19 protein-coding genes are annotated in these 20,810 nt (G+C 58.9%); 16 read left to right on the top strand and 3 right to left on the bottom strand.

Going from position 1 to position 20,810, the window contains the following annotated elements; translation table 11 throughout:
* Positions 1 to 111 precede the first annotated feature (111 nt).
* The 7 genes from BM074_RS20590 (at position 112) to ugpC (ending at position 7,031) form a co-directional block, all read left to right on the top strand.
* Positions 112 to 1,032, top strand: a complete 921-nt coding sequence (locus tag BM074_RS20590) for a PfkB family carbohydrate kinase (protein ID WP_091924850.1) — start codon at positions 112 to 114, stop codon at positions 1,030 to 1,032.
* Positions 1,033 to 1,192: 160 nt separating this feature from the next.
* Positions 1,193 to 2,083 (top strand): dihydrodipicolinate synthase family protein, encoded by an 891-nt coding sequence (locus tag BM074_RS20595; protein ID WP_091924853.1) that lies wholly within the window; start codon positions 1,193 to 1,195, stop codon positions 2,081 to 2,083.
* Positions 2,084 to 2,122: 39 nt separating this feature from the next.
* Positions 2,123 to 2,782 (top strand): GntR family transcriptional regulator, encoded by a 660-nt coding sequence (locus tag BM074_RS20600; protein WP_027232837.1) that lies wholly within the window; start codon positions 2,123 to 2,125, stop codon positions 2,780 to 2,782.
* A 57-nt stretch (positions 2,783 to 2,839) separates the two neighbouring features.
* On the top strand, positions 2,840 to 4,168 hold the full coding sequence (locus BM074_RS20605; RefSeq protein WP_162737161.1) for an ABC transporter substrate-binding protein: 1,329 nt from the start codon (positions 2,840 to 2,842) through the stop codon (positions 4,166 to 4,168).
* Between the two features lie 32 nt (positions 4,169 to 4,200).
* Positions 4,201 to 5,106 (top strand): carbohydrate ABC transporter permease, encoded by a 906-nt coding sequence (locus BM074_RS20610; RefSeq protein WP_027232835.1) that lies wholly within the window; start codon positions 4,201 to 4,203, stop codon positions 5,104 to 5,106.
* 11 nt (positions 5,107 to 5,117) lie between these two features.
* Entirely contained in the window at positions 5,118 to 5,942 is an 825-nt protein-coding gene (locus tag BM074_RS20615) for a carbohydrate ABC transporter permease (protein WP_027232834.1), read from the top strand.
* Positions 5,943 to 5,960: 18 nt separating this feature from the next.
* Positions 5,961 to 7,031, top strand: a complete 1,071-nt coding sequence (gene ugpC, locus BM074_RS20620) for an ABC transporter ATP-binding protein (protein WP_091924856.1) — start codon at positions 5,961 to 5,963, stop codon at positions 7,029 to 7,031.
* Between the two features lie 15 nt (positions 7,032 to 7,046).
* Here the strand turns inward: ugpC and BM074_RS20625 are convergent, their stop codons facing one another.
* Both BM074_RS20625 and BM074_RS20630 read right to left on the bottom strand, forming a co-directional pair.
* Positions 7,047 to 7,796, bottom strand: coding sequence for a ferredoxin reductase (locus BM074_RS20625; protein ID WP_091924859.1), 750 nt, complete (start codon positions 7,794 to 7,796; stop codon positions 7,047 to 7,049).
* Positions 7,797 to 7,806: 10 nt separating this feature from the next.
* Positions 7,807 to 8,412, bottom strand: coding sequence for a sulfite oxidase-like oxidoreductase (locus BM074_RS20630; protein WP_091924862.1), 606 nt, complete (start codon positions 8,410 to 8,412; stop codon positions 7,807 to 7,809).
* 342 nt (positions 8,413 to 8,754) lie between these two features.
* Between BM074_RS20630 and BM074_RS20635 the strand changes: the two genes are divergently transcribed.
* The gene (locus tag BM074_RS20635) at positions 8,755 to 9,507 is read left to right on the top strand and encodes a FadR/GntR family transcriptional regulator (RefSeq protein WP_036815018.1); all 753 of its coding nucleotides are present in this window, start codon (positions 8,755 to 8,757) and stop codon (positions 9,505 to 9,507) included.
* Positions 9,508 to 9,535: 28 nt separating this feature from the next.
* Here BM074_RS20635 and araD1 read toward each other — a convergent pair whose 3' ends face one another.
* Positions 9,536 to 10,528, bottom strand: coding sequence for an AraD1 family protein (araD1, locus tag BM074_RS20640; RefSeq protein WP_091924865.1), 993 nt, complete (start codon positions 10,526 to 10,528; stop codon positions 9,536 to 9,538).
* A 305-nt stretch (positions 10,529 to 10,833) separates the two neighbouring features.
* Here araD1 and chvE point away from each other — a divergent pair, with 305 nt between their 5' ends.
* From chvE to BM074_RS20680, 8 genes are all read left to right on the top strand, one after another.
* Positions 10,834 to 11,895 (top strand): multiple monosaccharide ABC transporter substrate-binding protein, encoded by a 1,062-nt coding sequence (gene chvE, locus BM074_RS20645; RefSeq protein ID WP_027232829.1) that lies wholly within the window; start codon positions 10,834 to 10,836, stop codon positions 11,893 to 11,895.
* 157 nt (positions 11,896 to 12,052) lie between these two features.
* Positions 12,053 to 13,585 carry a multiple monosaccharide ABC transporter ATP-binding protein gene (gene mmsA, locus BM074_RS20650; RefSeq protein WP_091924933.1) on the top strand — a complete coding sequence of 511 codons (1,533 nt, stop codon included), beginning with the start codon at positions 12,053 to 12,055 and terminating at the stop codon, positions 13,583 to 13,585.
* Positions 13,582 to 14,781 carry a multiple monosaccharide ABC transporter permease gene (gene mmsB / locus BM074_RS20655; RefSeq protein ID WP_027232827.1) on the top strand — a complete coding sequence of 400 codons (1,200 nt, stop codon included), beginning with the start codon at positions 13,582 to 13,584 and terminating at the stop codon, positions 14,779 to 14,781. The genes mmsA and mmsB overlap by 4 nt, the downstream gene beginning before the upstream one ends.
* A gap of 134 nt (positions 14,782 to 14,915) precedes the next feature.
* Positions 14,916 to 16,559 (top strand): N,N-dimethylformamidase beta subunit family domain-containing protein, encoded by a 1,644-nt coding sequence (locus tag BM074_RS20660; protein ID WP_175499083.1) that lies wholly within the window; start codon positions 14,916 to 14,918, stop codon positions 16,557 to 16,559.
* Between the two features lie 13 nt (positions 16,560 to 16,572).
* Positions 16,573 to 17,952, top strand: a complete 1,380-nt coding sequence (locus tag BM074_RS20665) for an aminotransferase family protein (protein ID WP_244533009.1) — start codon at positions 16,573 to 16,575, stop codon at positions 17,950 to 17,952.
* Between the two features lie 7 nt (positions 17,953 to 17,959).
* A complete protein-coding gene (locus BM074_RS20670) occupies positions 17,960 to 18,892 on the top strand; it encodes a 3,5-dioxohexanoate:acetyl-CoA acetone transferase (RefSeq protein WP_091924867.1) in 933 nt (310 codons plus the stop codon).
* Entirely contained in the window at positions 18,892 to 19,395 is a 504-nt protein-coding gene (locus BM074_RS20675) for a GNAT family N-acetyltransferase (protein WP_091924870.1), read from the top strand. The genes BM074_RS20670 and BM074_RS20675 overlap by 1 nt, the downstream gene beginning before the upstream one ends.
* A complete protein-coding gene (locus tag BM074_RS20680; protein WP_091924873.1) occupies positions 19,392 to 20,417 on the top strand; it encodes a histone deacetylase family protein in 1,026 nt (341 codons plus the stop codon). The genes BM074_RS20675 and BM074_RS20680 overlap by 4 nt, the downstream gene beginning before the upstream one ends.
* The last annotated feature ends 393 nt before the right edge of the window (positions 20,418 to 20,810 follow it).

Consider the following 20,810-nt stretch of genomic DNA (forward strand, 5'->3'; position numbering starts at 1 on the left):
TCGCGAGCGACCCTGTTGCCAAGCACACCTTAGAAACGCTAACTGATGCCTGCCCGCGGGCGTCTCCCGGCGCAACATCGCTGCCAAACTTCCTCTGTAAGGTTCCATTCCATGGCCAATGAAGCCACTCCGAAAATTCTCTGTGTGGGCGCGCTCACCATGGACACGATCTTCCGGCTGGACCGGCTGCCGCCCGGGCCCGGAAAGTATATTCCCCTGGAGGCGGTCGAAATTGCTGCCGGCATGGCATCGAGTGCAGCAGCCAGCATCGCGCGGCTAGGCGGCAGCGTCTCGTTGTTCGCCTCGACGGGCGATGACGAGATCGGGCGGCGCGCCGTCGCCGAACTCACCGCCGAGGGCGTCGATTGCTCGCACGTGCGCAGCGTTGCCGATGGCCGTTCGGCGTTCTCTTCGATATTCGTCGACGCGGCGGGCGAACGGGTTATCGTTCCCTATTACGATGCAGGATTGCTCTCCGCCCCGAGTGAAATCCCGCCGGTTATCGACGGCACCTTCGACGTTGTGATGACGGATGTTCGCTGGCCGCTTGCGGCGGCAAAGGTCCTGAAGGCAGCGCGCGAGGCTGAGGTCCATGGTATTCTCGACGCCGACACCGCTTCACTCGAAACGCTGGAAATGCTGCTGCCGCTCGCCTCGCACATCGTGGCTTCCGAGCCGGCCGCCGAACGGGTGACTGGCGAAAGCGATCCCGAAAAGGCGACCGTTGCGCTGGCCGCCCTTTATGGCCGCGATGGCGCGTTTGTGTCGGTGACTGCGGGTAACAAAGGCTCGTTCTGGTACGATGAACTTGAAGGGGAGGTGCGTCATATGCCCGCATTCGAGGTGGATGTCGTCGATACGCTTGCTGCCGGTGACGTGTTCCACGGCACCTTTGCCTGGGCACTGTCGCGCAATTACCCAATCTATCAGATCATGCGCTTTGCCAGTGCCGCGGCTGCAATCAAGTGTTCCCGCTTCGGTGGCAGAAGCGGTGCGCCGACGAAAGCCGAACTCGACGCCTTCCTGACCTAGACGGGCACATTGGGGACGGGGGCGGACAAATCTACGCAAACGAAGGAAGCGCCAGCCTAATCAGCGCCAATTTCGCTGACTAAAAAGTCAGGACAGACACGTTGACTTTCAACTAACATGTTAGTATGTCTCTAGTGAGCAATGAGATTGGGAGAAGCAGGTGTCTCGGGCTGAACGATTTGGACTTTCCGCAGCATTGACCATGCCTTTTGACGCCGACATGCGAATCGACGTGCCGAAGGCACTCGCGCATGCGCAGGATTGTCTCGGCCGTGGCTGCCGCAGTGTTACCCTCTTCGGCACGACGGGAGAGGGCTCCTCGATCGGTTATGATGAGCGCGGTAATGTCATTCGTGCATTTATCGAAGGTGGGCTTGAGCCGTCGCAGATCATTGTCGGCGTGATGGCCAATTCGTATGTCGATGCTGCTGCGCAGTCTCGGCTCGCTCTTGATGCCGGGTGCCGCGGCGTACTGCTCGCTCCGCCGTCCTACTTCAAGAATGTCAGTGACGATGGGCTTTTTGACTGGTTCTCGGCCGTGTTCGAGGAAATGGGTGCGGGCCTACGCGGGATTATCATCTACAATATCCCATCGGTCACTGCTGTCGAGATTTCGGTCGCGTTGGTCTCCCGTTTGCGCGAAGCGTTTCCCGGTGCGATCGCGGGTGTCAAGGATTCCTCGGGCAACTGGACCTATACCCAGGCACTTCTTGCCAAGCACAAGGATCTCGCCATCCTGATCGGTGACGAACGCACCCTGGCCGCAGCGGTTCGGCTCGGCGCGCAAGGGTCGATTTCAGGCATGGCCAATCTCTATCCTGACCGCCTGCTGCCGCTCATCGAAGAGGGCCGCGACGATCCGGCTGTTATCGAGGCTGTCGAAGAGATTTTGAAGTTCCCGGTCGTGCCTGCCGTGAAGGCCATTCTGGCGCATCATAATCAGGACGATGCTTGGCGCCGGACGCGAGCGCCACTGCAGGGCCTTTCGGATACGGACGCCAAGCGGGTCACCGGCATTTTCGACCGCTTGTTTATTGCTGCCGCTGCGTAATAAGGGAGTAACTGAGGGCTCGGGGGACGGAGATCGCGCATGGATGATGGCAACGAACCGGTGAGACTGCGAGAAAAAGCCTATGCAAGTTTCACGGAGCATCTCCTTGCCCGCGATATCAGTCCAGGGCAGTTCGTCTCACAACGCCAACTCGTGGCGATGACGGGCATGCCGCTCGGCGCGATTCGGGAACTGGTGCCGCGGCTTGAGGCCGAAGGTCTCGTCCGGACCATACCGCAGCGCGGCATACAGATCGCGCATATCGATATCAACCTGATCCGGGAGGCTTTTCAGTTCCGCCTGTTCATGGAGAAGGAGGCTATTGCCGTCTTTTGCGTTTCCGCGTCCGAAGATCTTCTGGCGAAGCTGCGCAAGGAGCATGAGGATACGCTTGAAGAGGCCCTGCAGAACAGGGAAACGCCGGAGCTCGAACTGCGCGCTCAGGCTATAGACTGGGACCTGCATGAAACGATAATCGATTCGCTCGATAACGGGATCATTTCGCGGGCCTATCGGATCAATGCGATCAAGATGCGGCTCATCAATCAGGAGCGGTTCCGCATCACCGGCCGGGTCATTCCGGTCATGCGCGAACATCTCGCGGTGCTGACTGCGATCGAGAGCCGCGATCCGCCGACAGCTATGGAAGCGATAGCCGTGCACATCAACAATGCGAGGAATCTTGCATTGAAGGTTTGAAAGCCCGACACCGGCAATGGGAGTTGCCCCGTCGAAAAACGACACGAGGAGGAGACAATGAGCATGAAATTCCTGAACCCGACACGCCGGCAGTTTCTGGCAGGTTCGGCAGCGCTCGGCGCTGCAAGCATGACCGGCCTGAAGCCCGCATTCGCCAATGTCGACTGGAAGAAATTCGCCGGCACGACACTCGAGGTGAACCTGATCAAGAGCCCGCGCGGCGATATCCTGCAGAAATACCAGAAGGAATTCGAGGAATTGACCGGCATCAAGGTCAATTCCGAACAGACGCCGGAACAGCAGCAGCGCCAGAAGGCGGTGATCGAGCTGACCTCCGGCAAGCCGAGCTTCGACGTCATCCACATCAGCTATCACGTGCAGAAGCGCCAGTTTGAAAAGGGTGGATGGCTGGCTGACCTTACTCCGTTCCTCAAGGATCCGAGCCTTACCGAACCGAGCCTTACCGAGAGCGATTTCGCCGAAGCTGGCCTCGCCTTCGCAAAGGATCAGAATGGCCGTTTCGGCGGGCTCCCATTTTCCGTCGACTACTGGATTCTCTATTGGAACAAGGACCTCTTTGCCGCGAAGGGCGTCGAGTATCCGAAGACGTTCGACGAACTGGTTGCAGCTGCCGAAAAGCTCACCGATGCGGCAAGCGGAACCTATGGTTTCGTCGCGCGCGGCATGAAGAACGCCAACACCCCCGTCTGGGCGAGCCTGATGCTCGGCTATGGCAAGAGCACAGTGGAAAACGGAACCCTGCAGACCGATACGCCCGAAGCGATCGAAGCGGCCACCTTGTACCAGCGGCTGATGACCAAATCGGCACCTCCCGGCGTCACCGGTTTCAATTGGGCCGAGTGCCAGTCAAGCTTCCTCCAGGGCAAGGTTGCCATGTGGCTCGATGGTATCGGTTTTGCACCGCCGCTCGAAAACCCGCAGAAATCGCGTGTCGTCGGCAAGGTCGGCTACGGCGTCATGCCCAAGGGACCGAATGCCCAGGCTGCGCCGACATTCGGCGACGGCATCGGCGTGACGGAAGGCTCGTCAAACAAGGAAGCCGCCTACCTCTATTGCCAATGGGCAATCTCGAAGGAGATGGGTGCACGCTTGCTGCAGACGGGTTCCGGCGTCCCATTCCGCAACTCCATCCTCAACGACCCAGAAGTGCGCAAGAACGTAACCATGCCGCAGGATTGGGTCACGGCGCTTTCGGAATCGGCCAAGGTCAGCAAGCTCTGTCTGCCCGTCATCATCCCCGTCACCGAATTCCGCGATGTGATGGGTGTCGGACTGACCAATCTGCTCGGCGGCGCCGATCCCGCAACTGAATTGAAGCGCGCCACGGAGGAGTTCCGTCCCGTCCTCGCGCGCAGCGAAAGCTAGGCGAAGTCGTCATGACAACAGCTGCACCGACAATGACCCGTCTTGCGCAAGATGCCAAAGCGAAGAAAGGCAAGAGCCGGCTCAAGCCGAGCTATTGGCCCTTTGTCGTGCCGGCATTGGTCATTGTCGGGGCGGTCATCATTTTCCCCTGGGCGTTCACCCTTTGGATGAGCGCCAATGAGTGGCATCTCGGCGGTGACCAGCGCTTTGTTGGCTTCGCCAACTTCGCCCGCATCGCCGGTGACCAGCGCTTCTGGGAGTCCATGGTTCACACGGTGGTCTACACCGTCTTGTCGGTTGTGGCCCCTCTGGTTCTTGGCACGATTGCCGCCCTGGTCTTTGACAGCAAACTGCCGATGCGCGGCCTTTTGCGCGGTATCTTCGTCATGCCGATGATGGCAACGCCCGTTGCAATCGCGCTGGTGTGGACCATGATGTTCCACCCGCAGCTCGGCGTCCTCAATTATCTTCTGTCGCTCGTCGGCATCGGACCGCAGGAATGGATCTTCAACCAGAACACGGTGATACCGTCGCTGGTTCTTGTCGAAACCTGGCAGTGGACGCCGCTCGTCATGCTCATCGTTCTCGGCGGTCTCGCAGCCATGCCGCGCGACCCCTTCGAGAGCGCTGAAATCGACGGCGCCAATGGCTGGCAGAAGTTTCGCTATATCACGCTGCCGATGATCCTGCCGTTCATGATGGTTGCCGTGATTATCCGCTCGATCGATGCGCTCAAAAGCTTCGACATCATCTTTGCCATGACGCAGGGCGGCCCGGGAACCGCATCGGAAACGATCAATATCTATCTCTACAATGTGGCCTTTGCCTATTACGACATTGGCTACGGTTCGGCGCTCGCCGTCGTGTTTTTCATCGTCATCATCACAATGTCGCTGGCTCTACTTTATCTGCGCCAGCGGACAAAGTGGAATAGCTGAGGAGACCGTTGATGGCCCGCCGCCGCCTGCTGAAGTCCCTCGGAACCGCCCTTGTCGTGTTCGTCATCGTTTCGCCCGCGATCTTCTTCTTTCTGTGGATGCTGTCGCTTTCGCTGAAATATGAAATCGACAACGGCGCCTATCCTCCGATCTTCATTCCGGAGAATTTTGCCTGGTCGAACTACACGGAGATCTTTGCGACAAACGATTTCCTTCACTACTTCTGGAACAGTCTGCTGGTGACAGGTACGGCGACGTTGCTTGCGCTGCTTGTCGGGGTGCCGGCCGGCTATGGCATCGCCCGACTGCGCGCAAACAAGGCAGCCATCGTCGTCATGATCGCGCGCATGACGCCGGGACTTTCCTATCTCATTCCACTGTTTCTCCTGTTCCAAACCCTCGGCCTGCTCGGAACGCTGTGGCCGCAGATCATCATTCATCTCGTGGTGACGGTTCCGATCGTGATCTGGATCATGATCGGCTATTTCGAGACGACGCCGATGGAGCTCGAAGAGGCGGCAATGATCGACGGCGCGACGTCCTGGCAGGTATTTCGCATGGTGGCCCTACCGATTGCCAAGCCCGGCATCGTCGTGTCGCTCATCCTCGCGGTTATCTTCTCCTGGAACAACTTCGTCTTCGGCATTGTGCTTGCCAGCCGCGAGACGCGGACTTTGCCCGTCGCTGTCTACAATATGCTTTCATTTGAGCAGGTAAGTTGGGGACCGCTTGCGGCTGCCGCCTTTATCGTGACCTTGCCGGTTCTGCTGCTCACCGTTTTTGCGCAACGCCAGATCATCGCCGGGCTTACCGCCGGCGCGGTCAAGGGCGGCTGATTATCCAAGGAGGGTCGCATGGCCTCGGTCTCCATCAAAGACGTCACCAAGACGTACGGTAATGTTAATGTCATGCACGGCGTTTCCGTCGATATCGATGACGGTGAATTTGTCATTCTCGTCGGGCCGTCCGGCTGCGGGAAGTCGACGCTTCTGCGCATGATTGCCGGCCTGGAGGAGATCACCGGCGGCGAAATCGCCATCGGCGATCGCGTGGTCAACGACCTGCCTGCGAAGGAACGCGACATTGCCATGGTATTCCAGAACTATGCGCTCTATCCGCACATGACGGTCGCCGATAATATGGGCTTTGCGCTCATGCTCAAGAATGCGCCGAAGCAGGAAAAGGCGAGCCGCGTCGGCCGCGCCGCTGAAATTCTCGGGCTCGAGAAACTGCTCGACCGGTTTCCGCGTCAGCTTTCGGGTGGCCAGCGCCAGCGTGTGGCCATGGGCCGGGCCATCGTGCGTGATCCGCAAGTTTTTCTATTCGACGAACCGCTTTCGAATCTCGATGCCAAGCTTCGTGTACAGATGCGCAGCGAGATAAAGAGCCTGCACCAGCGCCTCGGCACGACCATTGTCTATGTGACGCACGACCAGATCGAAGCCATGACCATGGCCGACAAGATCGTGGTCATGAAGGACGGGTTGGTCGAACAGATCGGCACGCCGCTCGACCTTTACGACTATCCGGCGAACCTTTTTGTTGCCGGCTTTATTGGTTCCCCGGCCATGAACTTTATCGGGGGCAAGGTCGAAGGCGACGCTTTCGTAACGAGTGATGGTGTGCGACTGCCGCTGCCGAAGGGCACGGACAGAGCGTCTTCCAATGAGGCTATCTACGGCATTCGCCCGGAACACATAAAGGTCGCATCCGAGGGCGTCGCGGTAAAGGTAGACGTCGTGGAGCCCACCGGATCGGAAATCATGGTGGTGGGCAGGATCGGCGATCAGGAGATCAACTGCCTCTTCCGCGAACGACTCTCGATCCGGCCGGGTGATATGATTACGGTCTCGATTGACCCGGCACATGCGCATCTGTTTGACGCGGGCAACGGAATGCGCATCGGCAGGCCGGTTGCCCATTAGGCACAGGTTGTTTCGCTAGACGCCGTACCGCTCCACACGGATGGAGCCGGCGGGTATGCCTGCCGCGACCAGTGCGTCGGCAGCGGTGGTGACGAATGCATTGGAGCCGCAGACAAACGTTTGCTTGGGCGGAGCCGGAAGGCGGGCCAGGGTTTCGGTGACGATGGATGCATCGATGCGACGGGTATAGTGGTTTGCGCGCGCCACCGGGTCGCGCGTCAGGGCAAGCGCCAAGTCGAAATTGTTTTCTGACTCGGCAAGGGCAAGCAGTTCATCGCGGAAAATCAGTTCATCCCAGCTTCGCGCCGAATAGAGAAGAAGTGCCGGGATAGTCGAATTCCGCGCCTTACGATGGCGCAGCATGGAGACGAGGGGCACGACACCGGAGCCGCCACCGACCAGCATTATCGGCCCGCCATCAGCGACGGTCCAGATGAAATGTCCGCCGATCGGCCCGCGCAATTCGATCTCGTCGCCGATCTGCGCCACGTCATGAAAGAAGGTCGATACCTCGCCATCATCGAGCCGCTCGATGGCAAGTTCGATCGTTGCGCCGCTATCGGGAGTAGAGGCGATGGAATAGCTTCGCTGCGTTTGATAGCCATCCGGCGCACTCAGCCGGACATCGACGTGTTGGCCGGCCTTGTAGATAAAAGGTACGGAGGGAGCGAAGAAAAAGCTGCTGACGCGGGCTGTCTGGCGCACGACCCCGGTTATGGTCGCCGTTTGCCATTCAACCCGCGCGTTCGCCGATTGGTCCTGCACGGTTCAGGCCCTAATCGCCGGTGTAACGCTGTTCGCGCCACGGATCACCATAGATGTGATAGCCGCGCAATTCCCAGAAGCCAGGTTCGTCGCGCGCCGTAAACTGCAGGCCGTTGATCCATTTTGCCGACTTCCAGAAATAAAGGTGCGGCACGAGCAGCCGTGCTGGTCCGCCATGATCAGCGGTCAGCGGCTTGCCGTCGTAGGACGTTGCGATCATCGCCCTGCCACCGGTAAGATCCTTGACCGGCACGTTCGTCGTATAGCCGTCGTAGCCATGCGCGAGAAGAAAGTCGGTGGGCGGTTCGAGATTGGCTTCGGCAAGGATATCGTCGATGAGCACGCCCTGCCAGTGCGTATCGAGCTTCGACCAGGCGGTCACGCAATGAATGTCGCGGGTAAGCTTCGTTTGCGGCATCGCGTTGAACTCGTCCCAGTTCCAGGAGATGACCGGCTTCGGTCCAACTTTGAGGGTGAACTTCCAATCTTCTGTGCGAACCCGCGGCGTCGGACCGGCAGAAAGAACCGGAAAATCTTCTGTCAGCGATTGCCCCGGCGGGACGCGATCCTTGATATCAGGGGATTGCCCCCGGCCCGTAAAGCCGCGTGTCGTCATGTCTGCTGTCTCCTTCGATTTATAAGAACACAGCTTCCAGCCGCGGCCAAGTGCGCGGCATCAACCGTGCCGCGCATCCATGCGCAAGTTGTTCTGAAAAGCGATCAAATAATGCAAGTGGCGACGTGCAAGTCCCACGGTTTGCGATAATAGGGACGTCGAACGACCGATCAAAATGACTGATTCGGGGGTGCATAAAGCTTTGTAGATTGTTATTGATATTATTATATTATAAATAGAGGCAAGAGGTTGGGAGGACAGCTGGGAGGCATTGCCGCTTACGCGCTAAGCAGCGGCAAATGTTGGCTGATTTTGCCCACGAAGCACATAGCAGGCAAAAAGTTGGCAGACAACGATCTCCTCAACTATGACTTCCGCACGGCGGGCCAATCACGTACCCATCATGGCCACGTCATGCGTGATCTCGGCCTGAAGATCATCAGCGGCGCTTACCCGGAAAACACGATTCTGCCCGGCGATGCCGAACTCCTGGATCGGTTCGGTGTCTCGCGTACTGTTCTTCGTGAGGCGCTGAAAACGCTTGCTGCCAAGGGCCTCATTCAGCCGAAAGCCAAGATCGGCACGCGGGTGCGCGAGCGTTCGCACTGGAACCTGTTCGATCCCGACATCCTCGTCTGGCATTTCGAGGCAGGGGCAAGCGCCCATTTCCTTTCGAGCATCGTCGAGATGCGGCTGGCTCTGGAGCCGGAAGCGGCGGGCCTTGCTGCCTTGCGCCGCACCGAGGATCAGCTTGAAACGCTCTACCACTGGGTTGGCAGGATGGGCAGCGCGAGCGAATCCGCGGCCGATTTCGTCTACAGCGATCTGCAGTTTCACATCGCCATTGCCGAGGCCTCGGGAAACCCCTTCATGCGATCCATCAGTGCGCTGATTGAAGTCGCGCTGGTCACCACGTTTACCATTAGTTCGCCGATCCCGAACTCCGAAAGCCACGTGCGTTCCGTCGCAAGGCACGCGGCAATCGCCGACGCCATCAAGGCCGGCGATGCGGAGGCGGCGAAAGAGGCTATGCGTGTGGTGATACGCGAAGGCGCCGAGCGCGTCGTCGCCGCGGGGCAGGGGACCGCCGGGTAGAGTCGGCGATCCGCATATTGCCCAGAGTCTAGAGAGTTTTGACTTTCACCTTGGACGGCTTTTCGATTTTGAGCGGGTTGCGAAGCGGCAAACCGAACGCCGGCGCTTCGATTTCGAAGATGTCGCCATTTTCTGCCTTTACACCATCGGCAAAAGAGAGCGTGGCCGTCCCGAACATATGCACATGAACGTCGCCGGGCTGGCGGAATACACTGTATTTGAAATGATGGTGTTCGAGATTGTCGATCGTGTGGGACATGTTGTCCTCGCCCGACAGGAACGGCTTCTCCCAGACGGTCCTGTTCTTGCGCAGTATGCGCGACGTTCCGCGGATATCAGCAGGCAGGTCGCCCACGATCAGCTCTGGACCGACAGAACAGGGCCGAAGTTTGGAATGAGCCAGATAAAGGTAGTTGACGCGCTCCATGACGTGATCGGAGAATTCGTTCGCGAGAGCAAATCCAATGCGAAACGGCGAACCGTCGGGGCCGATGACGTAGATACCAGCAATCTCCGGTTCCTCGCCCGCATCGTCAGCGAAGGCGGGCGACAGGAGTGGCTCGCCTGGTGCCGTCAGCATCGATCCGTTGCCCTTGTAGAACCATTCCGGCTGCACGCCGGTCTGGCCCTTCTTGGGCTTGCCGTTGTCGAGACCCATGCGGAACATCTTCATCGAATCGGTCAGCGTCTCTTCCTTGGCGTCGCCGATTTTGCGGTGCATTGCGTCGCGGGTCGCCGCGGAACCAAGATGCGTAAGGCCGGTACCTGTGAGGTGGATATGCGCCGAATCATGGGTATCGATCGGGGCAAGGAGGCGGTCCTCCCGATAGGCCGCTTCGACGTCTACCTTCTTGCCCAGGCCGCGGCTTTCGACAATTTCTGCGATATTGGTCTTGGCCTCGATGGCAGCATGAGCGAGTTCGAGCACAGACTTTGTGCGCTTTACGTGCCGGAACTCATCGCCAACACGTGCGGCAACCTGCCGCTTTCCATTGGCATTGATCAATTGAACCAAATTCAAGGCTTTCCTCCCGCATATTTGGGTATATGAATTATAGGTCCCACACATAAGCGGCCGAACCTTCTTCCAAAAATAATATAATAGTATTATATTGATGTAAACGGCTTGGCCGGCTAATGCCGCCGAGCGTCGCCAGGGGGTCGCGACATTTTTTCGACACACGTAAAGGCCTATTTCAAAAGTAATACTTTTGCGATAAGTGTTTTGCGACCCCGCTCTGGGAGGAACTGGTTCGGTGCACAAAATCCAACGGCTGAGGCTCGGATTGCCGCATCGAATTTGATGGAAAACTGGGAGGAACAGACGTGAAAATCCTGAAACTATTTGCTGCAAGCCTGCTCGCATTGAGCGTGTTAGGCGCGCAAAGCTTTGCTGAGGACAAGGGCACTGTCGGCATTGCGATGCCAACGAAATCCTCGGCCCGCTGGATCGCCGATGGCGACAACATGGTCAAGACGCTGAAAGAGCGCGGCTACAATACCGATCTGCAGTATGCGGAAGACGATATTCCAAACCAGCTCGCCCAGATCGAGAACATGGTCACCAAGGGTGTCAAGGTTCTGGTCATCGCAGCGATCGACGGTACGACCCTATCGAATGTCCTTCAGCAGGCACATGATGCCGGCATCAAGGTCATCGCCTACGACCGATTGATCCGTGACAGCCCGAATGTCGACTATTATACCACGTTCGACAACTTCCAGGTTGGCGTGCTCCAGGCCTCGTCACTGGTGAAGGCACTTGGACTGCCGGACGCAGCCGGCCCGTTCAACATCGAACTCTTTGGCGGTTCGCCTGACGATAACAACGCCTTCTTCTTCTACAATGGCGCAATGTCCGTCCTGCAGCCGCTGATCGACAGCGGCAAGCTCGTCGTACAATCTGGCCAGATGGGCATGGACAAGGTCGGTACGCTTCGTTGGGACGGCGCCGTCGCCCAGGCACGCATGGACAACCTCCTCTCGGCCTACTACACCGACAAGAAGGTCAATGCCGTTCTGTCGCCCTATGACGGTCTGTCGATTGGTATTCTCTCGTCGCTGCGCGGCGTCGGCTACGGCACCAAGGATCAGCCATTCCCGTTCGTTTCCGGTCAGGATGCGGAAGTACCGTCGGTCAAGTCGATCATTGCCGGCGAGCAGTATTCGACGATCTTCAAGGACACGCGTGACCTTGCCAAGGTAACGTCCAACCTGATTGACGCCGTTCTCAAGGGCGACCAGCCGGAAATCAACGACACCAAGACGTACAACAACGGCGTCAAGGTCGTTCCGGCCTACCTGCTGAAGCCAGTCGAAGTCGACAAGTCCAACTGGAAGGAAATTCTCGTTGGATCCGGCTACTACAAGGAAGACCAGGTGAAGTAATCAACCGAACTGAAGCGAACCCTGCGCCTTACCGCGCGGGGTTTGTTTTCTTGACAAGTGGCTTTGGCGGAATCCGGTGGTAATGCACCGCAAAGCCCAATAAAAATGCAAAGGGAGCGATGCCGGACCAGCGGTCGCAAGGGCATCGATGAGGACCTTGATGGATACTATCCTCGAAATGCGCAACATCACCAAGACGTTTCCTGGTGTGAAAGCGCTCAACAATGTCAATCTCAATGTGCGCAAGGGTGAGATTCACGCGCTCGTCGGCGAGAACGGGGCCGGCAAATCGACCCTGATGAAAGTGCTGAGCGGCGTCTATCCGCATGGTAGCTACGAGGGCGAAATCCACTACAAGGGTGAAGAACAGCACTTTCGCGATATCGCCGACAGCGAGCACAAGGGCATCATCATCATCCACCAGGAACTGGCTCTGGTTCCCTTGCTGTCCATTGCGGAGAACATTTTCCTCGGCAACGAACCGGCAAAATTCGGCATCATCGACTGGCATGTCGCAGAATCGCGTACCCGCGAACTCCTTGCCAAGGTCGGGCTCAAGGAAGATCCGCTGACGCTGATCACCAATCTCGGCGTCGGCAAGCAGCAGCTTGTCGAAATCGCCAAGGCGCTTTCCAAGGAGGTCGAGCTGCTCATTCTTGATGAGCCGACAGCGAGCCTCAACGAAAAGGACAGCGACGCGCTGCTTTCCCTCCTATTGGAATTCAAGGCGCACGGCATCTCCTCGATCCTGATTTCGCACAAACTCAATGAAGTCGGTAAGGTTGCCGATCGCATCACCGTCCTGCGCGACGGCGCGACGATCGAGACACTGGACAAGAAGGACATTTCCGAGGACCGCATCGTAACCCTGATGGTCGGGCGCCAATTGGCGGATCGCTTTCCGACGCGGGACCCCAACATCGGCGAGGTGGTGTTCGAGGTGAAGGACTGGGTCGTTCACCACCACATCCATGGCGACCGAACCGTCGTCAACGGCATCAATCTCAATGTGCGCAAAGGCGAGGTCGTCGGCATTGCCGGATTGATGGGCGCGGGCCGCACGGAGTTCGCCATGAGTGTCTTCGGCAAGGCCTACGGCCAGAAGATCAGCGGCGAGGTTTTCATCAAGGGCAAGAAGGTCGATGTCTCGACGATCGGCAAGGCGGTCGACAACGGCATTGCCTATGTCACGGAAGATCGAAAGACCTACGGGCTCAACCTGATCGACCATATCAAGCACAACACGACGATCGCCCATCTCGACGGCGTATCGAAGAATGGTGTCATCGACGACATGGCCGAGCTGAAAGTGGCGAATGAATATCGCCGCAAAACGAATATCCGCTCGTCGAGCATTTATCAGAAGACGGGCAACCTTTCCGGCGGCAATCAGCAGAAGGTGGTTCTGTCGAAATGGCTCTTCGCCAATCCCGAACTTTTGATCCTGGACGAGCCCACGCGCGGTATCGATGTCGGCGCAAAATATGAGATATATTCAATCATCAACCAATTGGTAAGCGAAGGCAAAAGCGTCCTGATGATCTCATCGGAAATGCCGGAGCTGCTTGGCGTCTGCGACCGGATCTATGTGATGAACCAGGGCAGGCTCGTCGGCGAAATGCCGGCAAGCGAAGCCAGCCAGGAAAAGATCATGCGCGCCATTATCCGTGCTGAAGGGAAAGCATCATGACTATCGAAACAGCAGCAACGCAGGGAAAGAAGGATTTCAAGACCGACGGATCGGCCGTGAAAGGCAATTTTCGCGAATACGGTCTGGTGCTCGCCCTGATCCTCATCATGATCTTCTTCCAGTTCACCACGAACGGAACGCTTTTCCGCCCGGTCAACCTGACGAATCTGGTGCTGCAGAACAGCTATATCATCATCATGGCGCTGGGCATGCTGCTCGTCATTGTGGCAGGGCACATCGACCTTTCGGTCGGCTCGGTCTCGGGATTTGTCGGCGGGCTTGCCGCCGTGATGATGGTGCAGTGGCACATCCACTACATTCCCGCAACCATCCTTTGCCTGATCATGGGCGGCGCCATCGGCGCGGCGCAGGGCTATTGGGTCGCCTATCACAAGATCCCGTCATTCATCGTGACGCTCGCCGGCATGCTTGTCTTCAAGGGCCTTGCACTCTGGCTGCTCGGCGGCCAGTCGGTGGGACCATTCCCGCAGCAATTCCAGCTTTTAAGCTCGGGTTTCATTCCCGATGTTTTTGGCGGAACGACCTTCAACATAACCTCAATGCTCATCGGCATCGTCCTCGTCGCGCTCATGATCTATTTCAGCATTCGCGGACGCGCCAAGCGCGAGAAGCATGGCTATCAAGGTGAGCCCTTTGCGCTCTTCGTCGCCAAAAACCTGATCATTGCCGGTATCATCCTTTACCTGACCTATCTGCTCTCGTCCTATAAGGGGCTTCCCAACGTCCTCATCGTCATGTCGCTTTTGATCGCGCTCTTCGTGTTCGTGACCAAGCGCACGACCATCGGGCGGCGTATATATGCCATGGGCGGCAACGAAAAGGCGGCGAAGCTTTCCGGGATCAAGACCGAGCGGCTAACGTTCTTCACCTTCGTCAACATGGGTGTGCTTGCGGCTCTCGCCGGACTGATTTTTGCGGCGCGGTTGAACACCGCAACGCCGAAGGCCGGCCTCGGCTTCGAACTCGACGTTATCGCGGCCGTGTTTATCGGCGGCGCTTCGGCGATGGGTGGCGTTGGCCAGGTCATGGGGGCGGTGATCGGCGCCTTCATCATGGGCGTCATGAACAACGGCATGTCGATCATGGGCGTCAATATCGATTGGCAGCAGGTGATCAAGGGACTGGTTCTCCTCGCAGCCGTGGTCTTCGACGTTTACAACAAGAACAAGGCATAGTCGCTTTTCTGAAAACAAGAGTCGACCGGGCGTGCAAGGGTGCGGCCGGTCGTTGATAGCTCCGGCATTGCCCCGCCGCATTTTGACTATTCGTCACGGGGGATGCATGAATGTGAACGATCCTGGCCAGGGAGGTGGCCATCGTGCACGTAAGATCTGATTTTCCCGACTTTGGACTGACCGAATCCGAACGGCGTGAAGCCGTGCTCGGCCATTATTACGAATATCCGGGCATGGATGGCGATCGCGGCGAAATCTGGTGCTACACCGACGCATGGTCCTATGAGCCGGGCGCACGGGTGACGCTTTTCGTCAGCTCGACGGCGCCGACCTTCGCTATAGAAATCTTCCGCGATGGTGCCTCTGTCGAGGTCGTCTTCGAAGCCGAGAATATCAGTGCTTACTGGCAGGAAACCCCGGATCAATGCTCCGTCGAAGGGTGCGGCTGGGAGGCGGCATTTGATTTCAATATAGGAACGGAGTGGCCGTCCGGTGCCTACCGGGTGCGATTGACAGCGGAGGGCCGCAAGGGCGCGCCCATCGCCTGCGACCATCTGTTTATCGTGCAGCCGGCGCGAGGGCGAAAGGCCGGCCGCATTCTCCAGGTCGCGGCCAGTGGAACATGGGCTGCCTATAACAGCTGGGGAGGCTCCAACCACTATCAGGGCATAACCGGCCCGGAACGTAATCAGTTTGCGCCGATCGTGAGCATGGAAAGACCGTTTGGGCGAGGCTTCGTGCGCCTGCCCGCCACAGCCCCGCGGGTGCCGCTCGAAATCACGCTTCCGCCTGCGAAGGTGCCCCGCTATCCGCACATGGAGTGGGCCTATGCCAACGGCTATTCCAAGAAATATGCCTCGGCGGGGTGGGCCAGCTATGACAGCCACTTTTTTCGCTGGGCGGAGAGTGCAGGCTATGGCATCGATCTTGTCACCCAGCACGAACTGCATTTTTCCCCCGATCTGATCGGTTTTTATGACTGTGTCGTCTTCGTCGGCCATGACGAGTATTGGACCTGGGAGATGCGCGATGCCGTTGACGACTATGTCGATAGGGGCGGCCGCGTCGCCCGCTTTGCCGGCAATTTCATGTGGCAGACCCGCCTCGAGAACGCCGGCAAGCGTCAGGTCTGCTATAAATATCGCGCCCGCGCCGAAGACCCCTTCTATCACGCGGGCGATATTCGCCGCGTCACAAATTCATGGGAGGCGAAGGAAATCGGCCGCCCGGGCGCCGAGACCTTCGGCCTCAATGCCACGTATGGACTTTATGCCGGCTGGGGCGGCTGCGCACCGCGAGGCGCGCGCGGGTTTCCGATCTACCGGCCGGAGCATTGGGCTTTCGCGGGGACGGGCATCTATTATGGCGACGTCCTCGGTGCAGATAGTCACATTTTCGGCTACGAGGTTGATGGCCTCGACTACGTGATCCGTCACGGGCTGCCGGAGCCGACTGGTGAGGGCAACCCGCCGGGAGGATTGCAGATTCTTGGCCTTGGTCTCTCCTCGCTCAAGGAGGAAAGCGCAGATATCCCTGCGGACACCCAGTTCCTCGGCGACGAGGATGCGCTCTTCGTTGCCGATGTCCTTGCCGGCAATCATGGCGACGCTGCCGTAGAGCGCTACAAGCGCGGCGCTGGCATGATCGTAAACTTTCCACGCGGCAAGGGCGAGGTCTTCCACGCCGGAACCTGCGAGTGGGTTTCAGGCCTCTTGCGCCGCGATCCAATGGTCGAACGTGTCACTGCCAACGTCCTCGACCGCTACCTTCAACGATAACAACGGAATAACGATGTCCAGCCAGCCCATGCCGAAGATCACGCCCGCACCGCGCGCCGCCTCGCACCTCTTCTACCAAAGCCGCCTGCGGCGTCCGCTCGTCGACCGGGCCGAGGGTATTTACCTGTGGGATCAGGCGGGCAACCGCTATATCGACGGTTCGAGCGGCGCCATGGTGGTGAATATCGGCCACGGCAATCGCCATGTCATCGAGACGATGAAGAAGCAGCTCGACAAGGTCACGTTCGCGTATCGGCTGCATTTCGAGAACGAGCCCGCCGAAGATCTCGCACGCCGCATCTCGACCTATATGCCGGCGGGCATGGACAAGGTTTTCTTCGTCTCGGGTGGTTCGGAAGCAGTCGAATCCTGCCTGAAGTTCGCCCGGCAATACGCGCTGGCGATTGGCCAAAGCCGGCGCTGGAAGGTCATATCGCGCTTCCCCTCCTATCACGGCGGCACGCTGGGTGCGCTTGCGGTTACGGGCTATGCGGCGCTCACCGATCCATTCCGGCCGATGATGAAGGAAATGCCGAGCATTCCGGCGCCCACCGCCTATCTCGACCGCGATAATTTCTCGATGGAGGAACGCGGCCTGCGCTACGCCGACAAGCTCGAAGAAGCGATCCTCGCAGAAGGGCCGGAAGAAGTCCTCGCCTTCATCATGGAGCCGATCGGCGGCGCATCAACCGGCGCGCTCGTTGCGCCCGACAGCTATTACCGCCGGATTCGCGAGATTTGCGACCGCTACAGCGTGCTTTTGATCCATGACGAAGTCATGAGCGGCGTCGGCCGCACCGGCAAGTTCCTTGGCGGCGACCACTGGAATTGCCGGCCGGACCTCATCGCCCTTTCGAAGGGTTTCGGCTCCGGATATAGCCCGCTCGGCGCCATGGTAGCACCCTCGCGCATGGTCCAGCCGGTGCTTGACCATGGCGGCTTCCAGCACGGCTATACCTATGCCGGAAATCCGCTGGCCTGCGCTGCCGGCGGCGCGGTTCTTGACGAGATCGAGCGGCATGATCTCGTCGGCAATGCCGCGGCCATGGGCGAACTTCTCAAGGCCGAGCTCGTTGCGCTGGCCGCCCGCTATCCGTTCATCGGCGATGTGCGCGGCAAGGGCTTGCTTCTCGCTGCGGAATTCGTCTCCGACAAATCGACGATGCGGCCATTGCCGAAGGAGAAGAACGCCTTCCAGCGCGTCGTCGATATCGCATATGACAAGGGCCTCATCATCTATTCGCGGCGTACGCGCGGCGGAGTCGAGGGCGATCATTTCCTGGTATGTCCGCCGATGATCATTACCCGCGACGAGATCGTGGAAATCGCAAATATGCTTGACGATACGCTGCGCCAGCTCGCAAGCGAACTCGATCTTCCCGTCAACGGTTGAGGGCGATATGGCGAGGAAAAAAGTCATCATCACATGCGCGGTCACCGGTTCGGTTCATACGCCGACCATGAGCCCGTACCTTCCCGTCACGCCGGACGAGATCGCAACGCAGGCCATCAATGCGGCGGAGGCGGGCGCTTCGATCCTGCATCTGCATGCGCGCGATCCGCAAAGCGGCCGGCCCTCTGCCGATCCTGCCGTGTTCATGCAATTCCTGCCGCGTATCAAGCAGGCCTGCGATGCGGTCATCAATATCTCGACCGGCGGCAGCTCGGTGATGACGCTCGACGACCGCCTCGCTGCGGCGCTTCGCGCCGAACCGGAAATGTGTTCGCTCAATATGGGCTCGATGAATTTCGGGCTTTTTCCTGCCCTTGACCGCTACACAGCGTGGCAGCACGAATGGGAGCCGCAACTCCTCGAAGCGACGCGCAGCACCATCTTCAAGAACACGTTCGCCGACATGGAGGATATTTTGAAGCGGCTCGGCGAGGGCTGTGGCACGCGCTTCGAGTTCGAATGCTACGATGTCGGCCATCTCTATACGCTTGCCCATTTCCGTGATCGCGGGCTTGTCGCTGGGCCGCTTTTCATCCAGTTCGTGTTCGGGGTTCTCGGCGGCATCGGGGCTGATCCTGAAAATCTTACTCATATGAAGCGTATTGCCGACAAGCTCTTCGGCGACAGCTACGATTTCTCGGTGCTGGCAGCGGGTCGACACCAGATGCCGATGATTTCGATGGCCGCCGCGATGGGCGGCAATGTGCGGGTCGGCCTCGAGGACAGCCTCATGCTCGGGCGCGGCGAACTTGCTCGGTCCAACGCGGATCAGGTGCGGCGCATCCGGACGGTTCTCGATGCCCTGTCGCTCGATGTGGCAACGCCAGCCGAGGCGCGTAGCATGCTCGCCTTGAAGGGCGGCGACAGGGTGGCCTTCTGATGGCTCCCGTTTCCATTCGCCTCGCCGAGGCCAGCGACGTGCAGCTCTTGCATCATGCGATTGTTGCGATGGCACGGGGCATGGGGTCTGAAGCGCGGGTGACGAGTTCGCCGGAGGACCTTGCGCGCTACGGTTTCGGCGACAAGCCTGCTTTCGAAACGCTCATCGCCGAGATCGGCGGCGCCTTTGCCGGCATGTGCCTGTACTTTCGAAGTTTCTCAACCTGGCGGGGCAGGCCCGGCATCTATGTTCAGGACATTTACGTCGAGCCGGCCTTTCGCGGCAGCAGGGTCGGGGAGCGCCTGCTCAAGGCGGCTGCCGCCCGCGCCCGCGAAAACGGTGCCGCTTACTTGCGGCTTTCCGTGGATACGGCCAATCTCGGCGCCCAGAATTTCTATGGCCGCCTTGGCATAGAGTGGTCGCAAGCCGAACATATCCACGCCATATATGGCGACGCCTTTGTCGCATTGGCGGAACATGAGATCGACGAGGAGGGGCGATGAAAACGTTCTATGCGGAAGAGCAGCGGCGTCACGACCCGAAGGGCTTCCTTTCGAGCGGCGCTCCGCAGCCCAATCCGGAAAAACCCGTACGTATCGATCGCCTGCTTGCCGGCGCGCGGGCCGCAGGTTGCAGCATTCATCACCCGTCCGATCATGGCCTCGCCCCGATCGCAGCGGTGCATTCGCCGGAATATCTCGAGTTCCTGCAAAACATCCATCGGCGCTGGCAGTTGATCCCGGGCGCCTCGCACGAAGTCATTCCAAATATTCACCCGATCAATCGCTCCGGCAGCTATCCAGCCTCGGCGGTCGGCCAGGCCGGCTACCACATGGCCGATACGTCCTGCCCGATTTCCGCGGAAACCTTCGAGAGTGCCTGCTGGAGCGCCTGGAGCGCGGTGGAGGCAGCCGCAACGGTGATGTCGGGTGAACCAGCCGCCTATGCCCTTTGCCGGCCACCCGGTCATCACGCCTTCGCCGACGTTGCCGGCGGGTTCTGCTTCATCAACAATTCTGCGGTCGCCGCGCAAACGCTGCGCAAGCATGCTGATCGCGTGGCTATTCTTGACGTGGATCTGCATCATGGCAACGGTACGCAAGGGATTTTCTATGGCCGAGCCGACGTCCTGACCGTGTCGATTCATGCCGATCCGGTGCGCTTCTATCCATTCTTCTGGGGCTATGCCGACGAGCGCGGCGAGGGGGCAGGGCTCGGCTATAATTACAACCTGCCGCTCGCACGCAAATCCGGCGACGATATATTTCTGGAAGCTCTCGACTCCGCATGCCGGCGCATCGAGGCCTTTGCACCGCAGGCGCTCGTCGTCGCCCTTGGCCTTGATGCCTTCGAGGGCGATCCTTTCGGCGGGCTCTCGGTATCCACCGCGGGATTCGCAAAAATTGCCGAACGCATTGCGGCCTTGCGCCTGCCGTCCGTCATCGTTCAGGAGGGCGGCTACCTCTGCGATGCGCTTTCCGACAATCTCACCTCGTTCCTGACGGGCTTTGGCTCGATGCGCTGAGGCGGCCGGACATTTGGTGAAGAATGCGTTGTCGGCAGGCATGAAATCGCGCTTATCCACAGTGTTGGTTGTTGGTTGGAAAAAGTTTGGAGAAATTGAAAAAGGCGTGTTGACAGTTTTGTTGGGCGGGGTCTATATACCGGCACAACGAGGGCGGGGCGCCGCTGGCGGTTGCTGAATGCGCCCTAAGGTTTGCAGGATGGTTGGTTGCGAGACTGACGTGTTGGTGCAAGCGGTCCTTGGCAAGGTTTAAGGGATTGTTGCGGAAGTGACATTCCTTCGGGTTTGGCCGGAGGGTTGAATTCGTGCCGGTTGAAGCCGGTTTATTGACGGTGGTTTATGCCATGGTCGGTTCTTTGACAATTTCATATGGAAGAAAGAGAAACGTGGGCG

This window comes from Phyllobacterium sp. CL33Tsu (assembly GCF_900113985.1).
GTDB classification, from domain to species: Bacteria; Pseudomonadota; Alphaproteobacteria; order Rhizobiales; family Rhizobiaceae; genus Phyllobacterium; species Phyllobacterium pellucidum.

Coding starts and splice junctions, on each gene's coding strand:
- BM074_RS20610 (WP_027232835.1), top strand. CDS start 4,201: ATGACCCGTCTTGCGCAAGATGCCAAAGCGAAGAAAGGCAAGAGCCGG.
- BM074_RS20680 (WP_091924873.1), top strand. CDS start 19,392: ATGAAAACGTTCTATGCGGAAGAGCAGCGGCGTCACGACCCGAAGGGC.
- BM074_RS20665 (WP_244533009.1), top strand. CDS start 16,573: ATGTCCAGCCAGCCCATGCCGAAGATCACGCCCGCACCGCGCGCCGCC.
- BM074_RS20670 (WP_091924867.1), top strand. CDS start 17,960: ATGGCGAGGAAAAAAGTCATCATCACATGCGCGGTCACCGGTTCGGTT.
- BM074_RS20605 (WP_162737161.1), top strand. CDS start 2,840: ATGAGCATGAAATTCCTGAACCCGACACGCCGGCAGTTTCTGGCAGGT.
- BM074_RS20630 (WP_091924862.1), bottom strand. CDS start 8,412: ATGACGACACGCGGCTTTACGGGCCGGGGGCAATCCCCTGATATCAAG.
- mmsB (WP_027232827.1), top strand. CDS start 13,582: ATGACTATCGAAACAGCAGCAACGCAGGGAAAGAAGGATTTCAAGACC.
- BM074_RS20615 (WP_027232834.1), top strand. CDS start 5,118: ATGGCCCGCCGCCGCCTGCTGAAGTCCCTCGGAACCGCCCTTGTCGTG.
- BM074_RS20600 (WP_027232837.1), top strand. CDS start 2,123: ATGGATGATGGCAACGAACCGGTGAGACTGCGAGAAAAAGCCTATGCA.
- ugpC (WP_091924856.1), top strand. CDS start 5,961: ATGGCCTCGGTCTCCATCAAAGACGTCACCAAGACGTACGGTAATGTT.
- BM074_RS20675 (WP_091924870.1), top strand. CDS start 18,892: ATGGCTCCCGTTTCCATTCGCCTCGCCGAGGCCAGCGACGTGCAGCTC.
- BM074_RS20590 (WP_091924850.1), top strand. CDS start 112: ATGGCCAATGAAGCCACTCCGAAAATTCTCTGTGTGGGCGCGCTCACC.